Source organism: Spiroplasma endosymbiont of Colias croceus, assembly GCF_964020095.1.
Classification (GTDB): Bacteria; Bacillota_I; Bacilli_A; order Mycoplasmatales; family VBWQ01; genus Spiroplasma_E.
The window spans coordinates 1,418,231-1,441,393 of record NZ_OZ026536.1; the positions used below are offsets into that span (position 1 = coordinate 1,418,231).

The following is a 23,163-nucleotide window of genomic DNA, read 5'->3' on the forward strand; positions in this document are numbered from 1 at the left end:
TTTTACCAGAAAAATATTCTAACTGTAGTTTTTTTAGTTGGTTTTTCAATTTCAATCTCAGTTGAATCAATTAAATAAAATTGAAATTCATTTGAATTTTCTTGTTTTTTATCAATTTTTAATTTATATCTTTCTTTTAAAAATTGGTAATCTTTGTGGTTACTAAGTTTATTTTCTACTCAAGTAATATTTCGAAAACAACTTGATGGGCTCATTTTAGATTTAATACTCATTTGAAAAAAAGTATAATATTCTTTTCAGTATAATAAAGTCATCATTAATCTTTCTTCTACTGAAAGTTTATTTTTTCGACCTTTATTTTTTTCTAATTTTTCTATTTCAATTAATTTTTCTAACATTTCATTAAAATGAAAACGTTTTATACCAAAATATCTATAAAATTCTTCATTTTTTAATTTTTTTAAATTTTCAAAAATCATTTTTATCAACACTTTTCTAAATTTATTGTTAATAACAAAATTATAAAATAAATTTTAAAATTATTAATTGACTTTTAAAAAATTTAATTACGGAATATGTCTTTTTAATTTCATGACTTAAATCTTGTTTTAATAATCAATTAATCTTATCTTTTATAGTTTTAATTTTATTATTAATGATATTAACGGTTTCAATATTTATATCTTTAATTTCATTAATAATACTAGTTTTTGCCTCACTATAATTCTTTATTTTTCAAATTGGTAATGTTTCAACTTTGGCTACATTAAGACGATTGTATTTAATAATTTGTGTATTTACTGGTAGTTTAATAAGAGTTTCAGCTGTAATTAATGGTTTTTGTTTTTGATATGTTGTAGTTGATATATGCTTTTCACTTTTAGTGGTACTAGATTCATTTACTTTAATAGTACCATATTCTTCTGCTAGTATTTTAGCATTTTGATAATCATTAGTATGCAAAAAATATTTTAAGTTGCAATTAGCAATAAGTGTACGATAATTTTTATATTTATTTTTAAGTTGTTCAAAATCTTGAATGACTAACATAAATCAAATATTTCTACTTCTTGCAGCCGTTATTCAATAGACTTCTTGCAAAACTATGATATTAATCACATTTTTTAAGTTTAAAAATTTATTTTAATAACACTTTTAATATTTTTTAAAAATTATTGTTCAAAATATGTTTTATTTTTTGTCATTAAAATACAACAAAAATTATTATTTCAAATAAAAAAATAAAATATTAAATTATCAAATATATTTAAATTAATAATTGTAAATTATAAATTGAAGCTATTAAATTAAATCTTAATGCAAATTTTTTTCTTCTATTTCGATATTTTTCACTAATAATTTTAAATTTTTTAAGAATTGCAAAAACATGTTCAATAACAACTCTCATTTTTGAAATAGCCTTATTATTTTTCTTTTCTTCTTTAGTTAAAAGGTTTTTCTTTGATTTTCGTTTAGGTAATAAGACATTTTTATGTATGTTTTGTATACCTTGATATCCTAAATCTACTAAAATAGTTGTTTCTGATAAAAATTTCGTTTTTGAATTTTTTAAAATTTTAAAATCATGATTTTTACCATAAGAAAAATAAGAACTTATAATTTTTTTACTATCTTTTTCAATTATGACTTGAGTTTTTATTGTATGTTTTTTCTTTTTTCCTGAATAATATTGTTTTTGACTTTTTTTGGGCGTTGAATAGTACTTTCAGTCACATCAATGATAACTGTTTTATCTTTAAAATTATTATTTAACAGTGATTTTTGCCCATCAAGTTGTTGAAAATCAGGATGTTTTATTAAAGTATTTTCTATTCACTTGATATTCCTATAGCAACTACTTTCACTAATTCCATAACTTTTAGCAATATGAAAATAAGTTCGATACTCTCTTCAATATTCTAAAGTCATTAATAAACGATTTTCTAATGATAATTTATTAGGTGTACCACCATTTTTAAACTTTTTTACTTCTTCTGTCTTTAAAATTTCTAGAATTTTATTAAAAATAATATCATTTATACCAGTTAATCTTAATAATTCTGGATTGTTAATAGTTTTTAATTTATCAAACATCATAGATTACCTATCTTTTTTATTTTTAATTTTATTTTAAAAATTAAATTTTTAATAGATAGGTTTTGCAAGAAGTCTAATTAGTTATATCTTTAATCATTGGTAAATTAGCAAATTCATCTAATAAAAATAATGTCGGTCTTTTTAGTGTTTTAATCTCTGAATTATCAGCTTTGCCAACTAAAACTTATATAATTGTGCAATAAATAGATTTGCCAAAAAATGATATTCATTACTATGGTCAGATAAAATTAAAAATAAAGCAGTTGGTTTATCAATAAATTCTTGAAAATCAAAATTATTATTGGATAGTATGATTTCTAAATTTTCAAATTTATTTAAAACTGTTTTAGTTGTTGACATTAAACTATCAACTTCTTTATTTTCTTGACTTGCAGTATTTAGATTAGCAAAATATTTCTTAGCTTTGCTTTCAATATTTCTATCAAAAATATATGATTTTAATTCTTCTAGTGGTAAAAACAAAATCTTATTAATACTTGAAAAATTAAAGTTATTTTCGTTTATATTTTTATTCATATCATAATTTTCTAAAAGAGCATAGATAATTCCTTTAATAAAATTCTGTGCTGTTTGGTCTCAATGAGGATTAGTATTATAGTGAATTGGACAAATAATATTTACTAAACTATCAATTTCTTTATTAACTTTAATATATGATTTTTGTTTTCATAATTTAAAAATATAATTTAATGGATTTCATTGATTACCTATTTCAAAATTTTTTAGATCTAAAACTTTAATATTATAACCTTGTTTTTCTAAAATTAAAGATTTTTTTTCAAACAATTCACCCTTAGGATCACTAATAATCATACTTGGTTTATGTACAGAGTAAGCATTTAAAATAATGGTTGGAATGATAATATTTTGCGTTTTTCCACTACCAGTAGCACCAATTACAAGAGCATGTGTTTTATTTATAGTATTAACAACTGGTAATTTATTAATAATTGATAATTTTGTAACAAAACCGTATTTATCAGTTTTATGATATAAGCAACATTCTGCAAAGTTTTTAGTAAATTCTTTTTTACTTAAAAACTTATTTTCTTGTAAATCATTGCTAAAATTATTTTTATAAAAACATTTTCATCAAAGAAAAAATGATATGCTTGCACAACAAATTAACGCTAAAATTAAAGAAAAAGGAGCAAAAAAATAATTAAATGGTTCGAAAAAAGTAAAGTTTAATTTTTGTAAAAAAATAAAAATATTTAATACACTTGCTATATATCAAAAAATTATTGATGTAAACAAGGTTAAAATTATGCAAATTAATAGTTTTTTATTAATTTTTAGAGGCTTTTATGTAATCTGTGTATCTTTCATCACCAGTTGACTCAAACTGCTTTAAAATTGGATATAGCTTCTTTGCGTAATCTGATTTCAAAGAAATTATTTCTAATAAATTAATTCTTGTAAATTGACCACCAAATTTAAAATAATTTAAAACATGTTGAAAACGTGGATGTACCTGAATAGATACGCATTTATCATCTTTATCTATTCCGAATTTATAAAATACAGGAAAGGAAATTATTTTATTATTTTCTTTTACTGTAAAATTAATTTCTAACATTTTTTGATGAGTTCTTAAAAATAATTTACTTAATCTTTCAATATCATTAGGTTTAAAATCTAAAATTTTTTTTACTTCGCTAAAAGTTAATGTAACTCTTTCTGATTCTTTTTCGTTTAAACGAAAACATAAATAAAAAAATAAATCTATTTCTTTCAAAGTTAATTTTTTTAAAGGTACAGTATTAATTTCGTTTTTAGCATACAAAATCATTGATTTTGGTTTTAACTCTTGTTCCATAATTTAACTCCTTTTTATGATTTTATTTAATATAATTGTACCCTTTATTATAAATGAGTTACATTATATTACTTTGAGGGTACAATAGACGTACTTTGAGGGTACAATTATGTTCATTTTTCCCTTTATTTATGCGGTATTTTTGGTCTCTAAAAGATATTAAAAGATATTAAAAGTATTATAAAAGTAATTAAAAGGAAAAATAATTGTAATATAATTACTTTTTTATATTAAAATTAATTATATTAATATAAGTTTTAGACTCATTATTTTTTTATAAATAATTGAGTTTTTTTATTTTGAAAGGATGAAATTAACTATGAATAAAAAAGAATTATTTGGAACTTTATCAGGAATATTAGTCGGAGGCATAGGATTAACTTTACTTTATGAAAATTCTTTTGATAATGATAATAAAAATGAACACGTTCAAGATTTGAATAGTATTTTATTGTGTACTGCTATTGTAGGTTCTATTATAGGAGGAATGATAGGTTTGATGTTTGGTCAAATTGTTTCTAATTGTATAGAGGAGCGTTCAGAAACAAATGCTTATAGAGAATTCTTTGAAAGTCAAAGAATTGAACCTATTTTAAATCAATTAGTAAATGAAACAACACCTTTATTGCAAGAACACATAATAAATATAAATAATGAACAAAATTTATCAAATACAAATATTTCTTCTAATTACAATAATCTTAATAGTTTATAAAACCATTATTTTTTCTTATCTTTTTTAATAAAAAGAATAAAGCAAATATAAATATTAATACATAGGACATATTCCGTAATTAAATTTAATTAATTGTCAATAAAATTGTTTTAAAACTATTTAGTGTTATTGAATATAGAAATAAATATTTTTTGAAAAAATAGTTTAAAAAATGAGTTTACATTTTAAACAAAAAATTGTTAATAATATTTTTATATTAACTCGATAAAAATTTAAATTTTAAAAAAATATTTTTAATATTTTTTTTATTTTAATGGTTTTATTTTATTAAAAATTTCACAAAGTAAGTTAAATCTTAAGTACATAAGTCTAAATTTAGATTTTCTACATTTATTTACTAAAATTTTGAATCTTTTCAATCAAGCAAAGACATGTTCAACTTTAATTCTAATTTTAGATACAATCTTATTGTATTTTCTTTCTTGTTTAGTTAATTTTTTATTTTTAGTTCTTTTAATTGGTATTATTGTATTTTTATAAATATTTTGTATACCTTGATATCCTAAATCACCAATAATTATTGTTTTTTCTGAAAATTCAAGATTTGAATTTTTTAATATTTGAAAATCATGCACTTTACCATTATCAGCAAAAATATCAACAATTTTTTTATTAAAAAAATCATATACAATTTGAAATTTTATAGAATACATTCAACTTTTACCAGAAAAATATTCTAACTGTAGTTTTTTTTAGTTGGTCTTTCAATTTCAATCTCAGTTGAATCAATTAAATAAAATTGAAATTCATTTGAATTTTCTTGTTTTTTATCAATTTTTAATTTATATCTTTCTTTTAAAAATTGGTAATCTTTGTGGTTACTAAGTTTATTTTCTACTCAAGTAATATTTCGAAAACAACTTGATGGGCTCATTTTAGATTTAATACTCATTTGAAAAAAAGTATAATATTCTTTTCAGTATAATAAAGTCATCATTAATCTTTCTTCTACTGAAAGTTTATTTTTTCGACCTTTATTTTTTTCTAATTTTTCTATTTCAATTAATTTTTCTAACATTTCATTAAAATGAAAACGTTTTATACCAAAATATCTATAAAATTCTTCATTTTTTAATTTTTTTAAATTTTCAAAAATCATTTTTATCAACACTTTTCTAAATTTATTGTTAATAACAAAATTTTAAAATAAATTTTAAAATTATTAATTGACTTTTAAAAAATTTAATTACGGAATATGTCTTTTGTAAATATTAAAATAAGTAAGCGATAAAATTCTATAATCTTTATAAGATTATTATATTTATTTTTTTATGATTCAAATATTAACTTTTAAATTAATTAAAAGTTAATAGTTTTTTTATATTTATTTTATAACTGTTTTATTAATAATTAAAAATTATTAGATAAATATTTATTTTAAATCTATTATATTAAATTTTGTATAGAAACCTTTAACTTTAAATTATAAAATTGATTTAGTTCTTTTATCGACATTATCTTTAAATAAATAAATATATGATAAAATGAAAATGAAATAAATTGTAGTAAGGAGTTTTTTTCATGGCAAATAAACCAAAAAGCAGTGTTTATAATGAATCATCAATTCAAATTTTAGAAGGTCTAGAAGCAGTTAGAAAAAGACCTGGAATGTATATTGGTTCTACTGATAATCGTGGTCTTCATCATCTAGTTTGAGAAATTGTTGATAATGGTATTGATGAAGCATTAGCTGGCTTTTGTACTAGTATTGTTGTTACTATTAATGTTGATAAGTCAGTTACTGTTGAAGATAATGGTCGTGGTGTTCCAACTGGTATGCATGCTTCAAAAAAAAGTACTCCCGAAGTTATTTATACGGTTTTACATGCTGGTGGAAAATTTGACACTAATAGTTATAAAACCTCGGGTGGTTTACATGGTGTTGGTGCTTCAGTAGTAAATGCTTTAAGTAATTGAATGATTGTTACTATTCATCGTGATAAAAAAATTCATGAAATTAAATTTAAAAATGGTGGTAAGATTGATCAAAGTTTAAAAATGATTGGTAGCACTTATAAAACAGGAACTAGGGTACAATTTTTACCTGATTTTCATCGTGTTTTTCTAGATTGTGATTGAAATGTTCATTTATTTGAACAACATTTACGTGAAAGTGCTTTTTTAATTAATGATTTAAGTATTCAATTAATTGATAAGAGGACAGGTACTGAAGAAACTTTTCATTATGAAAATGGCTTAGTTGCTTTCATGCAATATTTAAATAAAGATAAAAAAAATTTATCACCAATTGTTAGTTTAAAAGGTAAACAAAATAATATTGACGTTGAAATTGTATTACAATATACTGAAGATTATAGTGAAACGTTAGTAGGGTTTGCTAATAATGTTAAAACTGTTGATGGTGGAAGTCATTTAGTTGGTTTTAAAAGTGGTTTAACGAAAGCTATTAATGAATATGCAAGAAAACAAGAATTATTAAAAGCAAAAGATAAAAATTTAGAAGGTAATGATTTGCGAGAAGGTTTGGTTGCTATTGTTTCGTTGCGTATTCCTGAAAATTTAATTCAATATGAAGGTCAAACAAAAGGTAAATTAGGAACGCCCGAAGCAAGAATTGTTGTTGATAATATTGTTAATGAAAGATTTTCATTTTGACTTCACGAAAATAGTGATGCTGCTAAAAAAATTATTGATAAAGCCATTAAGGCTCGTGATATTCGTAATGCTTTAAGAAAAGAACGCGAATCATTGCGTAATAAAAGTAAAGATACGCAAAAATTTTTAGTAGGTAAATTGGTGCCTGCACAAAGTAAAAATCCTAACATTAATGAATTATTTTTAGTGGAAGGAGATTCCGCTGGTGGCAGTGCCAAGTCAGGTCGTGATCGTAAGTTCCAAGCGATATTACCGTTAAAAGGAAAAGTAATTAATGCCGAAAAAACTAAAGTAATTGATCTTTTTAATAATGAGGAAATTAGTATGATTATTAATGCGATTGGTGCTGGTGTTGGTAACGAATTTAGTATTGAAACTTGTAATTATAATAAAGTCATTATTATGACTGATGCCGATACTGATGGTGCCCATATTCAAATTTTATTACTAACTTTTTTCTATCGTTATATGCGAGATTTAATTACTTCGGGTAATATTTATATTGCATTACCGCCTTTATTTAAAATTTCTTTTAAAGAAGAAGAGCAAGAGAAACATGTATATGTTTGAAATGAGTTAGAATTAAAAGATAAAGTTGAAACAATTAAAGGTAAATATGACCTGCAACGTTATAAAGGTTTAGGAGAAATGAATGCTGAACAATTATGAGAAACAACTATGGATCCAAATGTCCGTCAATTAATTAAAATTACTATTGAGGATGCTCTATCAGCAGAAACAGAAATTCAAATATTAATGGGTGATAAACCAGAAAAAAGACGAAAATGAATTGAAGAAAATATTTCTTTTGAAGCTAGTGATTATTAAGAAAAAGGAGTTTATAAGTTATGAATAGTAAAGAAGAGATTCAACAAAATAATGAACAAATTTTATCTTATCCTATTGATGATATTGTTGCAGAACGTTTTGGTCGATATGCCAAATATATTATTTTAGAACGAGCATTGCCCGATGTCCGTGATGGTTTGAAACCAGTTCAACGTCGAATTTTGCATGCTATGAATGATTTGGGTTTAACCAATGATAAAGCATATAAAAAAGCAGCTCGTGTTGTTGGAGAAGTAATTGGTAAATATCATCCTCATGGTGATACAGCGGTTTATGCTGCGATGTGTAGAATGGCACAAGAGTGAAAGGTAGCATGACCATTAGTACAAATGCATGGTAATAAAGGTTCAATTGATGGTGATAATCCTGCTGCGATGCGATATACAGAAGCGCGTTTATCATTAATTTCAGAATTATTATTGAAGGATATTAAGAAAAATACTGTTAGTTTAATTAAAAATTTTGATGAATCAGAAACAGAACCAACAGTTTTACCTGCCTATTTTCCTAATTTATTAGTAAATGGTGCTTCTGGAATTGCTGTTGGAATGGCAACTAATATTCCACCTCATAATTTACAAGAAGTAATTAATGCAATTGTCATGAGAATTAATAATCCACAATGTAATTTAAGCGAATTAATGCGTGTTATTAAGGGTCCTGACTTTCCAACCGGAGGAATTATTCAAGGTATTAAAGGTATTAAAGAAGCTTATCGTTCTGGTAAAGGGCGAATTGCAATTCGTGCTAAAACTCATATTAATAATGAAGGTGAAATTCCACAAATAATTATTACCGAAATTCCATTTGAAGTTATTAAACAAGATTTGATTAAAAAAATTGATGATGTTAAAACATTAGCAAAAATTCATGGTATTAAAGAAGTACGTGATGAAACGGATCGTTTTGGTTTACGAATAGTTATTGATTTAGTAGAAGATAGTAAACCGCAAGAAATTTTAAATTATTTATTTAAAAATACCAATTTACAAATTTATTATAACTTTAATTTAGTAGCAATCGCTAACAAAAAACCAGTACAAATGAGTTTAATTAATATGTTAGATTTTTATATTAATCATCAAATTGATGTTGTTACTAAGCGTTCACAATATGACTTAGCACAATTAGAACGAAGATTAGAGATTGTTAATGGTTTAGTTATTGCATTAAGTGAAGTTGATAAAGTAATTAAAATTATTAGAACATCAACTGACCGTATGCAAGCAAAATTAAATTTAATATCAGCTTTTAATTTTACTGATATTCAAGCAGAAGCAATTGTACAATTGCGTTTGTATCGTTTAACTGCTACTGATATTCAATCATTACTTTTAGAAAAAGCAGATATTGAAAGTAAAATTATTGTTTTACAAGAAATTCTTAATAATGAAAATTCACTACGTCAAGTTATTATTACTGAGTTAGAACAAATTAATTCTCATTTTTCTGGACTAAGAAAATCACAAATTCAAGGTGAAATTTCTGAAATTACAATTGATGAAAAAGCAACATTGCGACAAGAAAATGTATTTATTAGTATTAGTTATGATGGTTGAATTAAGGTAATAAGTAGTAAAGTATTTTTACAAAATCTTGATTATCAAGATTTTGGACGTAAGCCAAATGATGTTATTATTGGTGGAGCAATGTTCAATAATTTTAATAATTTATTATTTTTTACAAATAAAGGTAATTATTTTTTAATACCAATTTTTAAATTAGAAGAAAATAAATGAAAAGATAATGGTATTCATGTTAATACGTTATGTAAACTTGAAGGAAATGAAAAAATTATTAGTGTTGCGCAAGTTAATAGTTTTGAACAGCCAAATGTAAATATAGTAGTCGCTACTAGATATGGTTTAATTAAAAGAATTCCACTTTTAGAGTTAGCAACTACTAGATTTAATAAAACCGCCAAATATGTTAAGTTAAAAGAGAACGATAGTGTTATTAGTGTTAATAGTACTACCGGTCATGATTTTATTGTTATTAGTACTCGCAAGGGTATGACTTTAAAATATTTAGAAACGAAAGTTCCATTATTAACTAAAACTGCAACAGGTGTTAAAGCTTTGAAAATTAATTCTGAAGAAGATGAAGTGGTAGGAATGGCTTGTGGTAATAGTAATGATATTTATGCAATGTTAACATCAGTTGGAACAATTAAACGAATGTTATTCAATACTATTGAACAAACTTCACGAACAACAAAAGGTAATAAAGTAATAAAAGTTCCTAAAAGTAAAAGTATTAGTATTATTAAAACCTTCTTATCACCAGCAACATCTTTTATTAATATATTAACGAAAAAAGAAAAATGATTAGTGATTAAAGCAAGTGACATTAATCTTAGCAAGGTAAATGAAGGAACTGGCAAAGTAGTTGCTGATGATATTATTGCTGGTGGTAATAATTTAGTGATTGATTTAAAAACTGATGTTATTGATGCTGATATATCATCAATATCAGAAAATTTTAATACAAAAGAAAGCAACAATGGTATTTAAAATAAACTTTTTTATTGAAAATTATGAACTTTTTTAAAGAATTAGTTTTTTTGAATTTCATAATATAAATTTAAATAATAATTTTAGTTAAGAGTGAATAGGATAGGACTTATATCAATGCTATAATTATTATAGTAGTGATTTAAGGAGGAAGTATAGATGACAAATAATATTATTAAATATCAATCTCTAATTAATGGTGAGTTGTATGAAAATGGTAATTGAATATCAGTTATCAACCCCACTACTAATAAAATAGCAGGCCAAGTTCCTACCTTAACTAAAGTTGAAATTAAAAAAGTATATGAATCTGCAAAATTTGCTCAAAAAAATTGAGAACAAATGCCTATTTTAAAAAGAATTTCTTTTTTAAATTCTTGAAAACAATTAATTATTCGCGATAAATTAATACTTGCTGAATTAATGACCAATGAAATTGCTAAAGGCACAAAAGCGGCTTGCAGTGAAATTGATAGAACAGTTGAATATATTGAATATACTTTACAAGAAGCATTACGTCTTCATCCTGAATCTTATACAGGTGATAGTTGAGGAAGTATGAACAAATTAGCTATTTTTGAATACGTACCAAAAGGAATTGTTCTTGCTATTTCTCCTTTTAATTATCCGATAAATTTATCAGTCTCTAAAATATTTCCAGCACTTGTGACCGGTAATAGTGTTGTTTTTAAACCCGCAACACAAGGATCATTGGTGGGATTACACTTAGCTAAATTAGCCAAAGAAGCTAACATTCCTAATGGTGTTTTTAATGCTATAAGTGGTAAAGGTAGTGAAATTGGTGATAGTTTAGTTGAAAATGAAGCAATTAATGTTATTTCTTTTACTGGTAGTGCTGTTGTTGGTAATCGTATTTCACAGAAATCTTTAAAAGCTGATTTGATTTTAGAATTAGGAGGTAAAGATCCAGCAATAGTGCTTAATGATGCTGATCTTGAAGATACAGCAACCAAAATCATTAAAGGTGCATTTAGTTATTCAGGACAACGATGTACTGCTATTAAGAGAGTGTTAGTGCAAAGAACAATTAGTAGCAAATTAATTCCAATTTTAAAAGAAAAAGTTGAAAAATTAACTGTTGGTTTGCCCACAGATGATTGTGATATTACTCCTGTTATTGATCAACCAACAGTTGATAATGCTAAAAAATTAATTAAAGATGCTTTAGATAAAGGAGCCAATTGTTTAATTGGTAATAAATTTAAAGAAAATTTAATGTGACCAACTATTATTACTGACGTAACAACAAAAATGAATTTAGCATGAGAAGAACCTTTTGCACCATTGTTGCCGATTATTATTTTTGATGAAGTAAAAGAAGCAATTAATATTGCAAATGATTCACAATATGGTTTACAAGCTTCTGTTTTTACTACTAATATTAATAGTGCAATGAGTATTGCTAAATTATTAGAAGTTGGAAGTGTTAATATTAACGATCAGTCACAACGTGGTCCCGATCACTTTTCTTTTGTTGGTGTTAAGGATTCAGGTCTTGGCGTACAAGGTATTCGTCCTTCGTTACTTGCTTTTACTAGACCAAAAGGTATTGTTATTAATTGAAAAACAAAAATTTAAAAGAAAAAATAAAACTTATTTTAATAAAAAAATAAAACTTATTTTTTTATTAAAATAGTGGTAAGATAAAAATGTAATAAATTTTTGTCCTTGTTAATTAGATTTTTATTTTTTTAACATTCTTATATAAAAAGCATAATAAAAATATTACATATCATTGTAACTTTTATTTTAAAAAGTAAGTTATTAAAATAGTGCCGAGGATAAAGTACTGTTACATGAAATGCAAAAAATATGGAGGTAAATATGGCAAAACGAAAAATTGTACTTGTTGGATGTGGAGCTGTTGGTAGTAGTTTTATTTACAGTGCCATTAATCAAGGTTTAGCCCAAGAATATGTATTAATTGATGCTTTTGAAGGTATAGCTGAAGGTAATGCAATTGATTTTGCTGATTGTCAAGCAGCTTTAGATCATCCTTTTATTTCAATTAAGGCTGGAAATTACAGCGATTGTAAAGATGCTGATATTATTGTTATTACTGCTGGAAGACCACAAAAAGATGGTGAAACAAGATTAAATATGGTAGCAGATAATGCCAAAATTATGAAGAGCATTGCTTTAGAAATTAAAAAATCAGGATTTAAAGGTGTTACTATTATTGCATCTAATCCTGTTGATATAATGACAACTGTTTATCAAAAAATTACACAATTTGATTATCATCAAGTATTAGGTTCTGGTACGATTTTAGATACCTTACGTTTACAATATTTAATTGGAGAAAAAATTGCAGTTAATCCAAAGTCAGTTGCTGCTTATGTAATTGGTGAACACGGTGATTCTTCAATGATTCCTTGAAGTTCGGTTTCGGTAGGTAATAAAACTATTTATCAACAAATTACTGAAGGTAGAATTAAAGAAAAAGATTTAGAAGAATTAAGAAAAGAAGTAGCACAAAGACCTTATAAAATTATTAAATTAAAACGTGCAACTTTTTATGGTATTGGTGCAGCATTGGCATTATTAGTAAGAAATATCCTTGAAGGACAAAATCACGTTTTAGTAGCGGGTGCTTATTTACAAGGAGAATATGGACAGCAAGGTTTTTATATTGGTGTACCAACAATACTTTACGAAAAAGGTTGAAAAAGAGTAGTTCAGTTACCATTAACGAAAGAAGAGCAAACGGCATTTGATAAATCTTGTGCAATTATTAAAGAAACTTTAGAAACAGCTTTTGCTGCTATTAAATAAAAGATAGGAGTAGTTTATTCGTGAATACAAGTGTAGAAAATATGAATAATGAAGAAACATTAACAAGTATTGAAACTTATATTGCTGTTTATAAGTATGCATTAAAGAAAGCACAAAGTCCGTTATTAAAAACTTTTTTAATGGGTATTGCGGCCGGACTTTGAATTTGTCAAGAAAAGTGGACAATTAAAGTAACCTTTTATTAAATTTTATAAAATAGTGTTTGTAAGTGTTAAATTTGTAGATATGAAGTAATTATTTGTTGATTTGGAATGAGCTAATCGATATTCGATTGGACTCATTCCTTTTAATTTTGTTTGAGGTCTATCGTTATTATAAAAGTAAATATATTTGGGTAAATTTTCTTTTATTCATTCAATAGTTCTGTTTTTTCTTAGAATTTGATATAGAAATTCTGTTTTCATTGTTCCAAATCAAGATTCAGTAGCACCATTATCACAAGAATTACCTCTTCTAGACATCGAAATTTTTATTTTTAATTCGTCACATAAGGTTTTATAAGAAGGATTTGTATAATGAAATCCTTGGTCTGATTGTAAAATTCATGAAGTAGGTTTTTGAGCATTAACTCAAGCTTGAATAATGTTTTGGACAACAAATGTCATATCTAAACTTGCGCTTATTTTATAATCTAATATTTCATTATTATGAAAATCTTTAACAATTGATAAATAATATGTTTTACCATTAGTCAATAAATAAGTTATATCAGTACCTAATTTTTGATTTAAATCAGTAGTTGAAAAATCACGATTTAATAAATTATCATATCTTAAACTTCCTGATTTAGTTTTATAATCAAATTTCTTTATGCGAACCTTAGCTTTTAAACCCATATTTCTCATATATCTATATACAACATGAAATTTTAATTTTAAATTATAAATTTTGTTAATTAATAAAGTTATCATTTTATAACCATAAATTTCTTTAAATTCATAAAAAATATTTTTAATTATATTAGCTAAAAATTTATCTCATTTATTAAATTCATTCATTCCGTTTTTAATTCATTTGTAATATCCTGATTTTGAAACCTTTAAAAATCAACATAAATAACTAATCTGATATTTTTTCTTCAAGGAGAAAATCAGAAAATATTTCTTCTTTTTTGTCGATTTTTCTAAATACTTTTTTATATCGTTCATTACCTCAATATATTGAATTAATTCTTGTTTTGTCATTTCATTAAAATTTAAAGATTTGGTTCGACCTGTTCTTTTGGTTTTTTTAGCACGAATTCCATTGCCATATTCTAAACCTTCTTCACCTAATAATTTGTATGCTTTAATTCATTCTTTTATTGATGATCGGCCAATACCATATTCTAATGCAGTTTTATCAATCGTTTTAATTTTACTTATTTTTATTATTTTTAACTTTTCTTCTTTTGATAGTCATTTAGCCATAAAAAAAATTAACACCTTCCTTAAAGTATTTTTAACACAAAGGTTACAATTCTGTGTCTACTTTATTCTAGATGTTCATTTTATTGGTGGTGGTATTTTATTACCTGGTATGTATTATTTAATCTTTTGGAATGGCAACACTTTTTAGGACTATTTTTTGGTAAACATTTGTTGTTGATATTTAACTGGAGTTAAGTAGTTTAAAGTGCTATGAATTCTTATATTGTTATATCAATTGATGTAATCAAATAATTCTAATTTTAATTGGATTAATGATGTAAAATTTTTATCATTAATAAATTCGGTTTTAAAAGTTTTAAAAGTTGCTTCAGCAACAGCATTATCATAAGGACAACCTTTTTTACTTAAAGAACGGTTAATGTTGAATGCTAGTAAAAGTTTATCAATAATTTTATTGTTAAATTCATTACCGCGATCACTATGAAATATTTGAATATCTTTTAAACAGCGATTTGATTGCATAAATGCTTGATGTACTAATGATGCATCTTTTTTAACTCCAACACTATGTCCGATAATTTCGCGGTTAAATAGGTCTATTAATAGGCAAATATAGTTTCACCTACCATTAACTTGTACATAAGTTAAATCACTAACAATAACTTCATTTTTAATCCTATTCTTAAATTTTCTATTAACAAGATTAGTTATTTGACTATCGTTAACTTTGTTATTATGATTTTTGAATGATAATTTAGTATATTTTGATATTAAATTATGTTCATTCATAATTTTTTTAATTTTTCTGCGCGATAAATAAATTTCTTGGTTTTCTAGAATTTTTTTTAATCTTCTAGTACCATAAACTTCTTTATTTTCTTTAAAAGCACTAATAACAGCTTCATCATAAATATTATTTTTGATTTTATTTTCTTTTTTCTTTAAATTAAAATAATATGTTGATTTAGATATTTTTAAAAAACGACACATTGTGCGAATTTTATATTTAGCTTTATTTTTGACAATAATTTCTATTTTCTGCCTATTATTAGTGCTGCTTGCTTTAAAATATCATTTTCCATTCGTAATTGCTTTAATTCTTTTCTTAATTTAATTAATTCATTTTCTTCAAAAGAACGATTATCTTTAGTTTTAAAACTTCCTGAATTACTAAATTGCTTAATTCAATTGTAAGTAGCTGCTCTTGTAATATTATATTCTTTAGCAAGGCAAGATACTGATTTGCCACTTTGATATAAAGCTACTATTTGTTTTTTAAATTCATCGGTATATGAGTTAATATTGGCCATAATTATAGTTCCTTTCTTTTAACAAATTTGTTTACTTGTCTACGTAATTAGTGTCCAATAAATTGTAATCCATCCAATTATAAATATATTATTAGTTTAATATAAAAATAAATTAATTGTAAATAGAAGTTATTTGATAAGTATATTTTAAAATTTGTCAAATTAAAGATTTTAAAAAGGAGAATGGTTTTGATAAAAAATATTTTTTAGAAAATAGATTAGAATACCATGAATATTAATTTTTTATTGCATTTATTTTTTTTGAAAATTAAAATGTAATTAACTTCTTAAATTTAAGAAGTTAATGGGGAAAAAAGGGGCTTTTCATCATGAAAGCATTATTAAAAACATTAAGTGTTTTAACACTTGCAACAACTGTTAGCAGTTTAAGTAGTATTTTAAATACTAATAATATAGGTACGAATGCTAATCAGTTACAAGATTTAAAATGTAATCTTCAACAAAATAAAGATGATATTTCTTTAATTAATTTGAATAAAAAAGGTAAATTTTATTTTTTTAATAATAATCTTGGTTTAGTGATTAATGGAAATCAATTATGATTTTTAGATAAAGATAAGAAGTTTTAAGAAATTTCTAATCCTGATCATATAAGATTCACTGAATTCACTAATGGTCAAGGAGGAAATTACGGAATTTTAACAGAAAAATCTACCAAAAACCTGTATTTATTAACTTCTAATGGTGTTTTAACTTCATTAAAAATAGAAATATTTAAAGAATTTAATCTTTATGGCAAAGTAACAGCAATTAGTAATACAAAATTTTTAATTGAAACAAAAATTTTAAATCACACTATACTTACTCTTGGAGAAATAAAAGATCAAAAATTAATGCCATTAAAATTTGTTTCTTTATTTCATGCAATAAAAGAAATTAACTATATTCGTGATGATGAAGTTATTATTAAGTCAGATAATGGAGACTATAGTCTTTTAATAAGTAATTCCGATTTTACTATTAATAAATTATCGTGAACAGCAAAATATTTTTTTAAAACTAATAGGGAAGTTTGAGTAATTAAAGATGATAATAATCAAGTATTAATTTATGATTATGTAAGTAATACATATTCTGAATTAGATCTTTATGGAATTGATATTATTAGATTAAATAGTAAAACATATATTTTAAAAGCAGATAGTAAAAATATTCAAATTATTGATTCATCAGGTCAAGTCATTAAAGGAAAATATAATTTTGAAATTTCTGATGATTATGATTTATTGAATATTAATAGTCAATTATTACTTTTATTTGATCGACAACAAAAAATGACAGTTAGAATAATTGAGAGAAATCTTAATTCTGAAAATCAATTAGTTGTATTAAAAACAATTAATTTAACTAATGAAATAAGTGAAATAAAATTATTAAATAATCAAGAAAATAAGGGTAAATCTTCAACTAATTTTTTCGTTAAAACATTAGACTTCTTGCAAAACTATGATATTAATCACATTTTTTAAGTTTAAAAATTTATTTTAATAACACTTTTAATATTTTTTAAAAATTATTGTTCAAAATATGTTTTATTTTTTGTCATTAAAATACAACAAAAATTATTATTTCAAATAAAAAAATAAAATATGAAATTATCAAATATATTTAAATTAATAATTGTAAATTATAAATTGAAGCTATTAAATTAAATCTTAATGCAAATTTTTTTCTTCTATTTCGATATTTTTCACTAATAATTTTAAATTTTTTAAGAATCGCAAAAACATGTTCAATAACAACTCTCATTTTTGAAATAGCCTTATTATTTTTCTTTTCTTCTTTAGTTAAAGGGTTTTTCTTTGATTTTCGTTTAGGTAATAAGACATTTTTATGTATGTTTTGTATACCTTGATATCCTAAATCTACTAAAATAGTTGTTTCTGATAAAAATTTCGTTTTTGAATTTTTTAAAATTTTAAAATCATGATTTTTACCATAAGAAAAATAAGAACTTATAATTTTTTTACTATCTTTTTCAATTATGACTTGAGTTTTTATTGTATGTTTTTTCTTTTTTCCTGAATAATATTGTTTTTGACTTTTTTTGGGCGTTGAATAGTACTTTCAGTCACATCAATGATAACTGTTTTATCTTTAAAATTATTATTTAACAGTGATTTTTGCCCATCAAGTTGTTGAAAATCAGGATGTTTTATTAAAGTATTTTCTATTCACTTGATATTCCTATAGCAACTACTTTCACTAATTCCATAACTTTTAGCAATATGAAAATAAGTTCGATACTCTCTTCAATATTCTAAAGTCATTAATAAACGATTTTCTAATGATAATTTATTAGGTGTACCACCATTTTTAAACTTTTTTACTTCTTCTGTCTTTAAAATTTTTAGAATTTTATTAAAAATAATATCATTTATACCAGTTAATCTTAATAATTCTGTATTGTTAATAGTTTTTAATTTATCAAACATCATAGATTACCTATCTTTTTTATTTTTAATTTTATTTTAAAAATTAAATTTTTAATAGATAGGTTTTGCAAGAAGTCTTAAATAGGGCGCATCACTTTAACCCTTAGATTAATAATTGGATAACAAAGAACGATATAACTATCGTTCTTTTTTTGTTAAAAGATTAAAACTTAATACCCTGTCGGAAAGAAAAAAAATAACTGTTGGCTATAGGCCTATCTTTCTATCAGTATAAAAGGATTCTAATGTTAAGCAAATTAGAAAATAACAGTATATCGCTTAATGTAATTATAGATTAATTTGAATAGCCTTATTATGGCTCAGTAAATACCCCATTAATCTAATTAATAATTACATTTGTATTATTTAAAAAAATAGGGGGTTTTATATATAAATACATACCTCATTAACAATATCATAACACAATAAATAAAATAAAGGAGAAAAAATAAATATGAAATATGTTTACTTATTAAAATATGAAGTTAATTATACTTCTCAAATAAAATATAAAGCCTTTTCTACAGTTGAAAATGCTAATAACTTTCATAGAAATTATAAACATCATTTAATCAAAGAGGCTTATATTGAAAAATATGAAATATTAGTAATGGAATTAGACATAAATTTAAATAATAAGGAATTAAATAAAAAACTTAATTAATGAAAGGTAAAAATATTTATGGAATATAGAGAATATAGAATGAATGGTTCTTGTGATAATTGTAGAAAACAATCTTCTTTTGGTAATAGATTATGTAATAAATGTTTTTGAATATTAATAGGTAGAAATAAATATGAGTAAATTAATTTTTAAAAAAGAAACACATCAATATTTTTTAGAAGATAAAGAATTAATTTCAGTTTCTAGAATTATTGATAATTATTTAGGTTTTGGATATAGTCATATCTCAGCAGAAGTATTAAAAAATGCTTCAGTTCGTGGTAAATGAGTTCATAAACTTAATGAATTATATTTACAAAATATTAATCAAGAAAATATTATTAATAATTTATTAAAAAAATTAAAACCAGTAACTAATAATATAAATTATTCTTATTGTAAAAAATCACTTATTTTTTTAAAAGAAAAATTTAAAGATAAAAATAATTATGAATTTATTATTGAAAAACCTATTACTGATACTTTAGTTGCAGGAACACCAGATTTAGTTTATTTAGATAAAAAAGAAAATAAATATTATTTAGTTGATTATAAAACATATGCTTGTATTGATGAAGATAAATTCAAAAGAATTAAATTACAATTAACTGCTTATTATTGTATGTTACTTGCTAATGGTATAAGTCCATGTAATAAAACTTATGTTTATTTAACTAATAAAAATAGTCAAGAAGAAATAGAAATTGAAATAACAAATGAATTATTAATTGAATGATTTAATGCAAAAACAAAATATTTTAAAGGAGAAAATAAAAATGAAAATAGAACAAATTAAAGAAAATATTAAATATTTAAATGAATTATTAGAATATGCACATGATGAAGTAATTGAATTTGAAATTAGAAAACAAATTAAATATGAATTAAGTTTACTAAAAACAAGGATAAATAAATATGAATAAATGTAAAAAATGTAATAAAAGAATCTGATTAAGTAAAAATTGATGTATGAATTGTTTAGAAAAAATAGTTGATGAAATAGTAAGTAAGGATGATAATCATGGATAAGTCAATTTTAATTTTATTAAAACATTTAGGAAAAATTAATAAAAAATTAGATGAAATTTTAGAATTATTAAATAAAAAAGGAGAAGAAAATAATGAGTAATAATAAAAATGAATTAAAAATTCCTAATTTTATTAAAAGTAATAAAGAAGAATATATAAAATTTAGAAATTATTATGAAATGATTATAAATTCTAGTAAAGATTTAAAAAATATGAATACTCAAAGTTTAATTAATGCTTTAATAAATTTATATAAGTTAAATCTTTCTATTAATCCTATTAAAAAAGAATTAGCATTAATTCCTTATGGTGATGAATTACAAGTACAAATTCAAGAAGATGGTTGATTAACATTATTACAAAGAACTGGATTAGTAATTGATTTTCAAAGAGAAAAAATAACAACTGCACATAAATTTAATCAAGAAAATAATAAATGAGAAATTAATCCAGCATTAATTTTTGAAAGAAAAACTATTAATACTATTGGTTATTATTGTTATATTTCACTTTTAGATAAAAATGGTAAAATTAATAATTTTTATAAAGGAATGACTGTTGAAGAAATAAATCAACATAGAGATAAATATGGCAAAACTTATAATAAAAAAAATCAAGAATGAAAATTAAATCATATATGAACTTCTGCTTTTGACCAAATGGCTTTAAAAACAGTAGTTAAAGCATTAATTCGCGAAATTAATAAAACACCAATTATAGTATTAAATAATCAAGATGATATTAATTTAGCACTTCAATTAGACCAAGGTGTAGTAATTGATGAAGAAACAATTGCTTATAAAGATAATACTGGTGAAGAAGTAAAAATTATTAATTCAAATCATGAAATTGATAATAATGATATAAATTCTACTTTATCTAAATTAAAAGAATTAGAAAAGGAAGAAGAAATAATAGAAAATTTTGAAGTTTAATGAAAGGTAAATTTATCATGATATGTATGTGAACTGAAACTTGAAATGAAAAATTAATACAATGTCAAATTAAAGCTAATGAATCTATTGATGAAAATGGTAGAGCCTATTGTTTAGGGCATAGAATTAAAGTTGATGAAATTAATAAATCAAGACATAAAAATTGTATTAATAAAGAAAAACTAATTAATCATATTAATAATTTAATTAAATTAGAACCAGAACGTAGAACTGATGTAACTTTATTTATTTTAAAGGAATTAATTGAAAATGGAGAATTTGATAATGATAATTTATAAATGTGATTATTGTAAAAAATCAATAATGGATGGTAATTGAATAAAAAATTATAAAAAAATTTTTTGCTTCAAAAAAGTAAAGTGATATATGCATGAAATCTGTTTTATTCAATATGAAAATGAAGAATTAAATAAAAAATAAAAATAATTAATATTTAGGCATTTGACATATAACCCTTTACCCGTTCCTTTTTTTATTTTATTTAAATATGTCAATGTAAGTCCTAAATTTTATTTTATACAGAACGAAACTATAGAATTATTAAAATTTGGATAACATTATAATTCTATAGTCCACCGTTTATTACGGTGCTGATCAGTTCATAAAAGGATGTGAAATAATGAGAAATATTAGAACTGAATGATTTTATAATGAAAAAAGTCCAAAAGAAATAAAATGTCCAACAGTAAATTTATTAAAAAATAAAGAAGATGCTTTATGTTATTTATTAGGATTAAATTTATATCCAAAATTATATCCACAAGATATTTTTTATTCATGAATATTAGAAAATAATCAAACTGGATATTTAATTATAGTTGGTAATAATAGAGATACTATTGGAAATATGCAATTTAAATTTATAAAAGGAGAATAAAATGCCAAATACAGAAAACTCACAATCAAATTATACTTTAACCAAATTAATTAGAACTGGAATAAGCCCCTTATCAGCAATGATTGGAACAAGTGCTTATTATGGTCAAGTAATTAATAATTCAATACTAGCTAGTATAAATGCTTTATTATTTAGCAAGAAACTAGCAATTGATATATGAAATCTTAACCAAACGCCAAGCACAAATTCTCGATTACTTAATAGTTCTAAAAAAATATTATTAGGATTAGGAACAATTGGATTAGTTAATTATAGTAAATTTACTAATGCAGATATTAATCCTAATCCAACAGAAAGTCCCACAACAACTACAACAGTAAACCCATTTCCACCAGATTTATTATTTAGTAATCTTAGTAACTCTTCTAATCATTTAATGGATTGAGATACATTTATTAGTTTAAATAGCTATGGTATAGCAAATTTAATTGCAGGAATTACTGAGTTAATACCTAATAAATTTGAAGCAATAAGAAAAATTTGTAATATGGCAACTGGTGGATGTTTGATTAGTAGTGGTGTAGCAATGGGTATTAATAACGATTTTAATAATGCTTATGCATTACCTACAATAATTGCTGGTGCTTCTGAAATTATTCATAATTTACTACCTATGGAAACTACAAATCATATTGAAGAAATGCAAGAAACAGCATTTACAAATGAAGTTACAAGATTAATTAATGATAATAGATTTACAATTAATAGTGAAACAAGTAGTCAATATGGTAGTGATTTACATGAAGTACCATTAAATTATGATAATACTTCATTAAATTGAGATTATAATCATATGAGTTTATAATTATGTTATATTATACTTATTTAATATAAGGAGTAAATAATGAGACCAAAAAAAGATTGATATATAGACAATGATAATAAAGAAACATTTAATATGATTGGTTCAAGGCAATTAGGAAAAATTAATTATCATTTAGATAATTGCCAAGATAATAATTGTAATGATTATGCACACGCGTATATTAAACAAAAATAAAACACCAATTAAGGTGTTTTTTGGTAATGTTTAGTAATCTGTGTAACTTAC

General features: G+C 23.1%; 27 protein-coding genes. 17 read left to right on the forward strand and 10 right to left on the reverse strand.

Going from position 1 to position 23,163, the window contains the following annotated elements; genetic code table 4:
* Positions 1 to 2 precede the first annotated feature (2 nt).
* The 5 genes from AACL24_RS08890 to AACL24_RS08910 form a co-directional block, all read right to left on the reverse strand.
* Entirely contained in the window at positions 3 to 440 is a 438-nt protein-coding gene (locus AACL24_RS08890) for a transposase family protein (RefSeq protein WP_339046238.1), read from the reverse strand.
* Between the two features lie 40 nt (positions 441 to 480).
* Positions 481 to 1,062, reverse strand: a complete 582-nt coding sequence (locus AACL24_RS08895) for a TraM recognition domain-containing protein (RefSeq protein ID WP_339046240.1) — start codon at positions 1,060 to 1,062, stop codon at positions 481 to 483.
* 166 nt (positions 1,063 to 1,228) lie between these two features.
* Positions 1,229 to 2,058 (reverse strand): IS5 family transposase gene (locus tag AACL24_RS08900; RefSeq protein ID WP_339046242.1). Its coding sequence is split into 2 segments (ribosomal slippage): positions 1,229 to 1,662 and positions 1,662 to 2,058, totalling 831 coding nucleotides; the frame shifts between segments, so codons are not numbered across the junction.
* Between the two features lie 177 nt (positions 2,059 to 2,235).
* On the reverse strand, positions 2,236 to 3,336 hold the full coding sequence (locus AACL24_RS08905) for a type IV secretory system conjugative DNA transfer family protein (protein ID WP_339046244.1): 1,101 nt from the start codon (positions 3,334 to 3,336) through the stop codon (positions 2,236 to 2,238).
* Positions 3,337 to 3,367: 31 nt separating this feature from the next.
* Complete coding sequence (locus AACL24_RS08910) at positions 3,368 to 3,898, reverse strand: replication initiation protein (protein WP_339046246.1); 531 nt, start codon at positions 3,896 to 3,898, stop codon at positions 3,368 to 3,370.
* 319 nt (positions 3,899 to 4,217) lie between these two features.
* On the opposite strand from AACL24_RS08910, the gene AACL24_RS08915 reads away from it, so the two are divergent.
* On the forward strand, positions 4,218 to 4,613 hold the full coding sequence (locus AACL24_RS08915) for a hypothetical protein (RefSeq protein ID WP_339046248.1): 396 nt from the start codon (positions 4,218 to 4,220) through the stop codon (positions 4,611 to 4,613).
* Positions 4,614 to 4,879: 266 nt separating this feature from the next.
* Here AACL24_RS08915 and AACL24_RS08920 read toward each other — a convergent pair whose 3' ends face one another.
* Both AACL24_RS08920 and AACL24_RS08925 read right to left on the reverse strand, forming a co-directional pair.
* Positions 4,880 to 5,287, reverse strand: a complete 408-nt coding sequence (locus tag AACL24_RS08920) for a transposase family protein (RefSeq protein ID WP_339045908.1) — start codon at positions 5,285 to 5,287, stop codon at positions 4,880 to 4,882.
* Positions 5,288 to 5,310: 23 nt separating this feature from the next.
* On the reverse strand, positions 5,311 to 5,733 hold the full coding sequence (locus tag AACL24_RS08925) for a transposase family protein (protein WP_339045912.1): 423 nt from the start codon (positions 5,731 to 5,733) through the stop codon (positions 5,311 to 5,313).
* A 422-nt stretch (positions 5,734 to 6,155) separates the two neighbouring features.
* On the opposite strand from AACL24_RS08925, the gene parE reads away from it, so the two are divergent.
* From parE to AACL24_RS08950, 5 genes are all read left to right on the forward strand, one after another.
* On the forward strand, positions 6,156 to 8,078 hold the full coding sequence (gene parE, locus AACL24_RS08930) for a DNA topoisomerase IV subunit B (RefSeq protein ID WP_339046251.1): 1,923 nt from the start codon (positions 6,156 to 6,158) through the stop codon (positions 8,076 to 8,078).
* Between the two features lie 20 nt (positions 8,079 to 8,098).
* A complete protein-coding gene (gene parC / locus AACL24_RS08935; protein ID WP_339046253.1) occupies positions 8,099 to 10,612 on the forward strand; it encodes a DNA topoisomerase IV subunit A in 2,514 nt (837 codons plus the stop codon).
* Between the two features lie 159 nt (positions 10,613 to 10,771).
* Positions 10,772 to 12,211: an NADP-dependent glyceraldehyde-3-phosphate dehydrogenase gene (locus AACL24_RS08940; RefSeq protein ID WP_339046255.1), complete on the forward strand. Its 1,440-nt coding sequence runs from the start codon at positions 10,772 to 10,774 to the stop codon at positions 12,209 to 12,211.
* Positions 12,212 to 12,457: 246 nt separating this feature from the next.
* A complete protein-coding gene (locus AACL24_RS08945) occupies positions 12,458 to 13,408 on the forward strand; it encodes an L-lactate dehydrogenase (RefSeq protein WP_339046257.1) in 951 nt (316 codons plus the stop codon).
* A gap of 20 nt (positions 13,409 to 13,428) precedes the next feature.
* Positions 13,429 to 13,614, forward strand: a complete 186-nt coding sequence (locus AACL24_RS08950) for a hypothetical protein (RefSeq protein ID WP_339046259.1) — start codon at positions 13,429 to 13,431, stop codon at positions 13,612 to 13,614.
* 3 nt (positions 13,615 to 13,617) lie between these two features.
* Here AACL24_RS08950 and AACL24_RS08955 read toward each other — a convergent pair whose 3' ends face one another.
* Entirely contained in the window at positions 13,618 to 14,838 is a 1,221-nt protein-coding gene (locus tag AACL24_RS08955; RefSeq protein ID WP_339046261.1) for an IS3 family transposase, read from the reverse strand.
* A 150-nt stretch (positions 14,839 to 14,988) separates the two neighbouring features.
* Positions 14,989 to 16,109, reverse strand: a protein-coding gene (locus tag AACL24_RS08960; protein WP_422398045.1) for an IS3 family transposase whose coding sequence is annotated in 2 segments (ribosomal slippage) — positions 14,989 to 15,866 and positions 15,866 to 16,109 — 1,122 coding nt in all. Because the reading frame shifts where the segments join, the coding sequence is not laid out codon by codon here.
* Between the two features lie 329 nt (positions 16,110 to 16,438).
* Here AACL24_RS08960 and AACL24_RS08965 point away from each other — a divergent pair.
* Both AACL24_RS08965 and AACL24_RS08970 read left to right on the forward strand, forming a co-directional pair.
* A complete protein-coding gene (locus AACL24_RS08965; protein ID WP_339046265.1) occupies positions 16,439 to 16,699 on the forward strand; it encodes a hypothetical protein in 261 nt (86 codons plus the stop codon).
* Positions 16,700 to 16,963: 264 nt separating this feature from the next.
* Complete coding sequence (locus AACL24_RS08970) at positions 16,964 to 17,599, forward strand: hypothetical protein (RefSeq protein WP_339046267.1); 636 nt, start codon at positions 16,964 to 16,966, stop codon at positions 17,597 to 17,599.
* Between the two features lie 139 nt (positions 17,600 to 17,738).
* On the opposite strand, the gene AACL24_RS08975 is transcribed toward AACL24_RS08970, so the two are convergent.
* Positions 17,739 to 18,568, reverse strand: a protein-coding gene (locus AACL24_RS08975) for an IS5 family transposase (RefSeq protein ID WP_339046269.1) whose coding sequence is annotated in 2 segments (ribosomal slippage) — positions 17,739 to 18,172 and positions 18,172 to 18,568 — 831 coding nt in all. Because the reading frame shifts where the segments join, the coding sequence is not laid out codon by codon here.
* A 451-nt stretch (positions 18,569 to 19,019) separates the two neighbouring features.
* On the opposite strand from AACL24_RS08975, the gene AACL24_RS08980 reads away from it, so the two are divergent.
* From AACL24_RS08980 to AACL24_RS09020, 9 genes are all read left to right on the forward strand, one after another.
* Entirely contained in the window at positions 19,020 to 19,229 is a 210-nt protein-coding gene (locus AACL24_RS08980) for a hypothetical protein (protein WP_286641247.1), read from the forward strand.
* Positions 19,230 to 19,247: 18 nt separating this feature from the next.
* Positions 19,248 to 19,370 (forward strand): hypothetical protein, encoded by a 123-nt coding sequence (locus tag AACL24_RS08985; protein ID WP_339046272.1) that lies wholly within the window; start codon positions 19,248 to 19,250, stop codon positions 19,368 to 19,370.
* Complete coding sequence (locus AACL24_RS08990) at positions 19,363 to 20,025, forward strand: PD-(D/E)XK nuclease family protein (protein WP_339046274.1); 663 nt, start codon at positions 19,363 to 19,365, stop codon at positions 20,023 to 20,025. Before AACL24_RS08985 ends, AACL24_RS08990 begins: the two co-directional genes overlap by 8 nt.
* Positions 20,006 to 20,152 (forward strand): hypothetical protein, encoded by a 147-nt coding sequence (locus AACL24_RS08995; RefSeq protein ID WP_339046276.1) that lies wholly within the window; start codon positions 20,006 to 20,008, stop codon positions 20,150 to 20,152. The genes AACL24_RS08990 and AACL24_RS08995 overlap by 20 nt, the downstream gene beginning before the upstream one ends.
* A 198-nt stretch (positions 20,153 to 20,350) precedes the next feature.
* On the forward strand, positions 20,351 to 21,193 hold the full coding sequence (locus AACL24_RS09000) for a RecT family recombinase (RefSeq protein WP_339046278.1): 843 nt from the start codon (positions 20,351 to 20,353) through the stop codon (positions 21,191 to 21,193).
* Positions 21,194 to 21,210: 17 nt separating this feature from the next.
* Complete coding sequence (locus tag AACL24_RS09005; RefSeq protein ID WP_339046280.1) at positions 21,211 to 21,492, forward strand: hypothetical protein; 282 nt, start codon at positions 21,211 to 21,213, stop codon at positions 21,490 to 21,492.
* 341 nt (positions 21,493 to 21,833) lie between these two features.
* Positions 21,834 to 22,091, forward strand: coding sequence for a hypothetical protein (locus tag AACL24_RS09010; RefSeq protein WP_339046282.1), 258 nt, complete (start codon positions 21,834 to 21,836; stop codon positions 22,089 to 22,091).
* A 1-nt stretch (position 22,092) separates the two neighbouring features.
* Positions 22,093 to 22,917 carry a hypothetical protein gene (locus tag AACL24_RS09015; protein ID WP_339046284.1) on the forward strand — a complete coding sequence of 275 codons (825 nt, stop codon included), beginning with the start codon at positions 22,093 to 22,095 and terminating at the stop codon, positions 22,915 to 22,917.
* 39 nt (positions 22,918 to 22,956) lie between these two features.
* On the forward strand, positions 22,957 to 23,112 hold the full coding sequence (locus AACL24_RS09020) for a hypothetical protein (RefSeq protein WP_339046286.1): 156 nt from the start codon (positions 22,957 to 22,959) through the stop codon (positions 23,110 to 23,112).
* Positions 23,113 to 23,163: the final 51 nt, after the last annotated feature.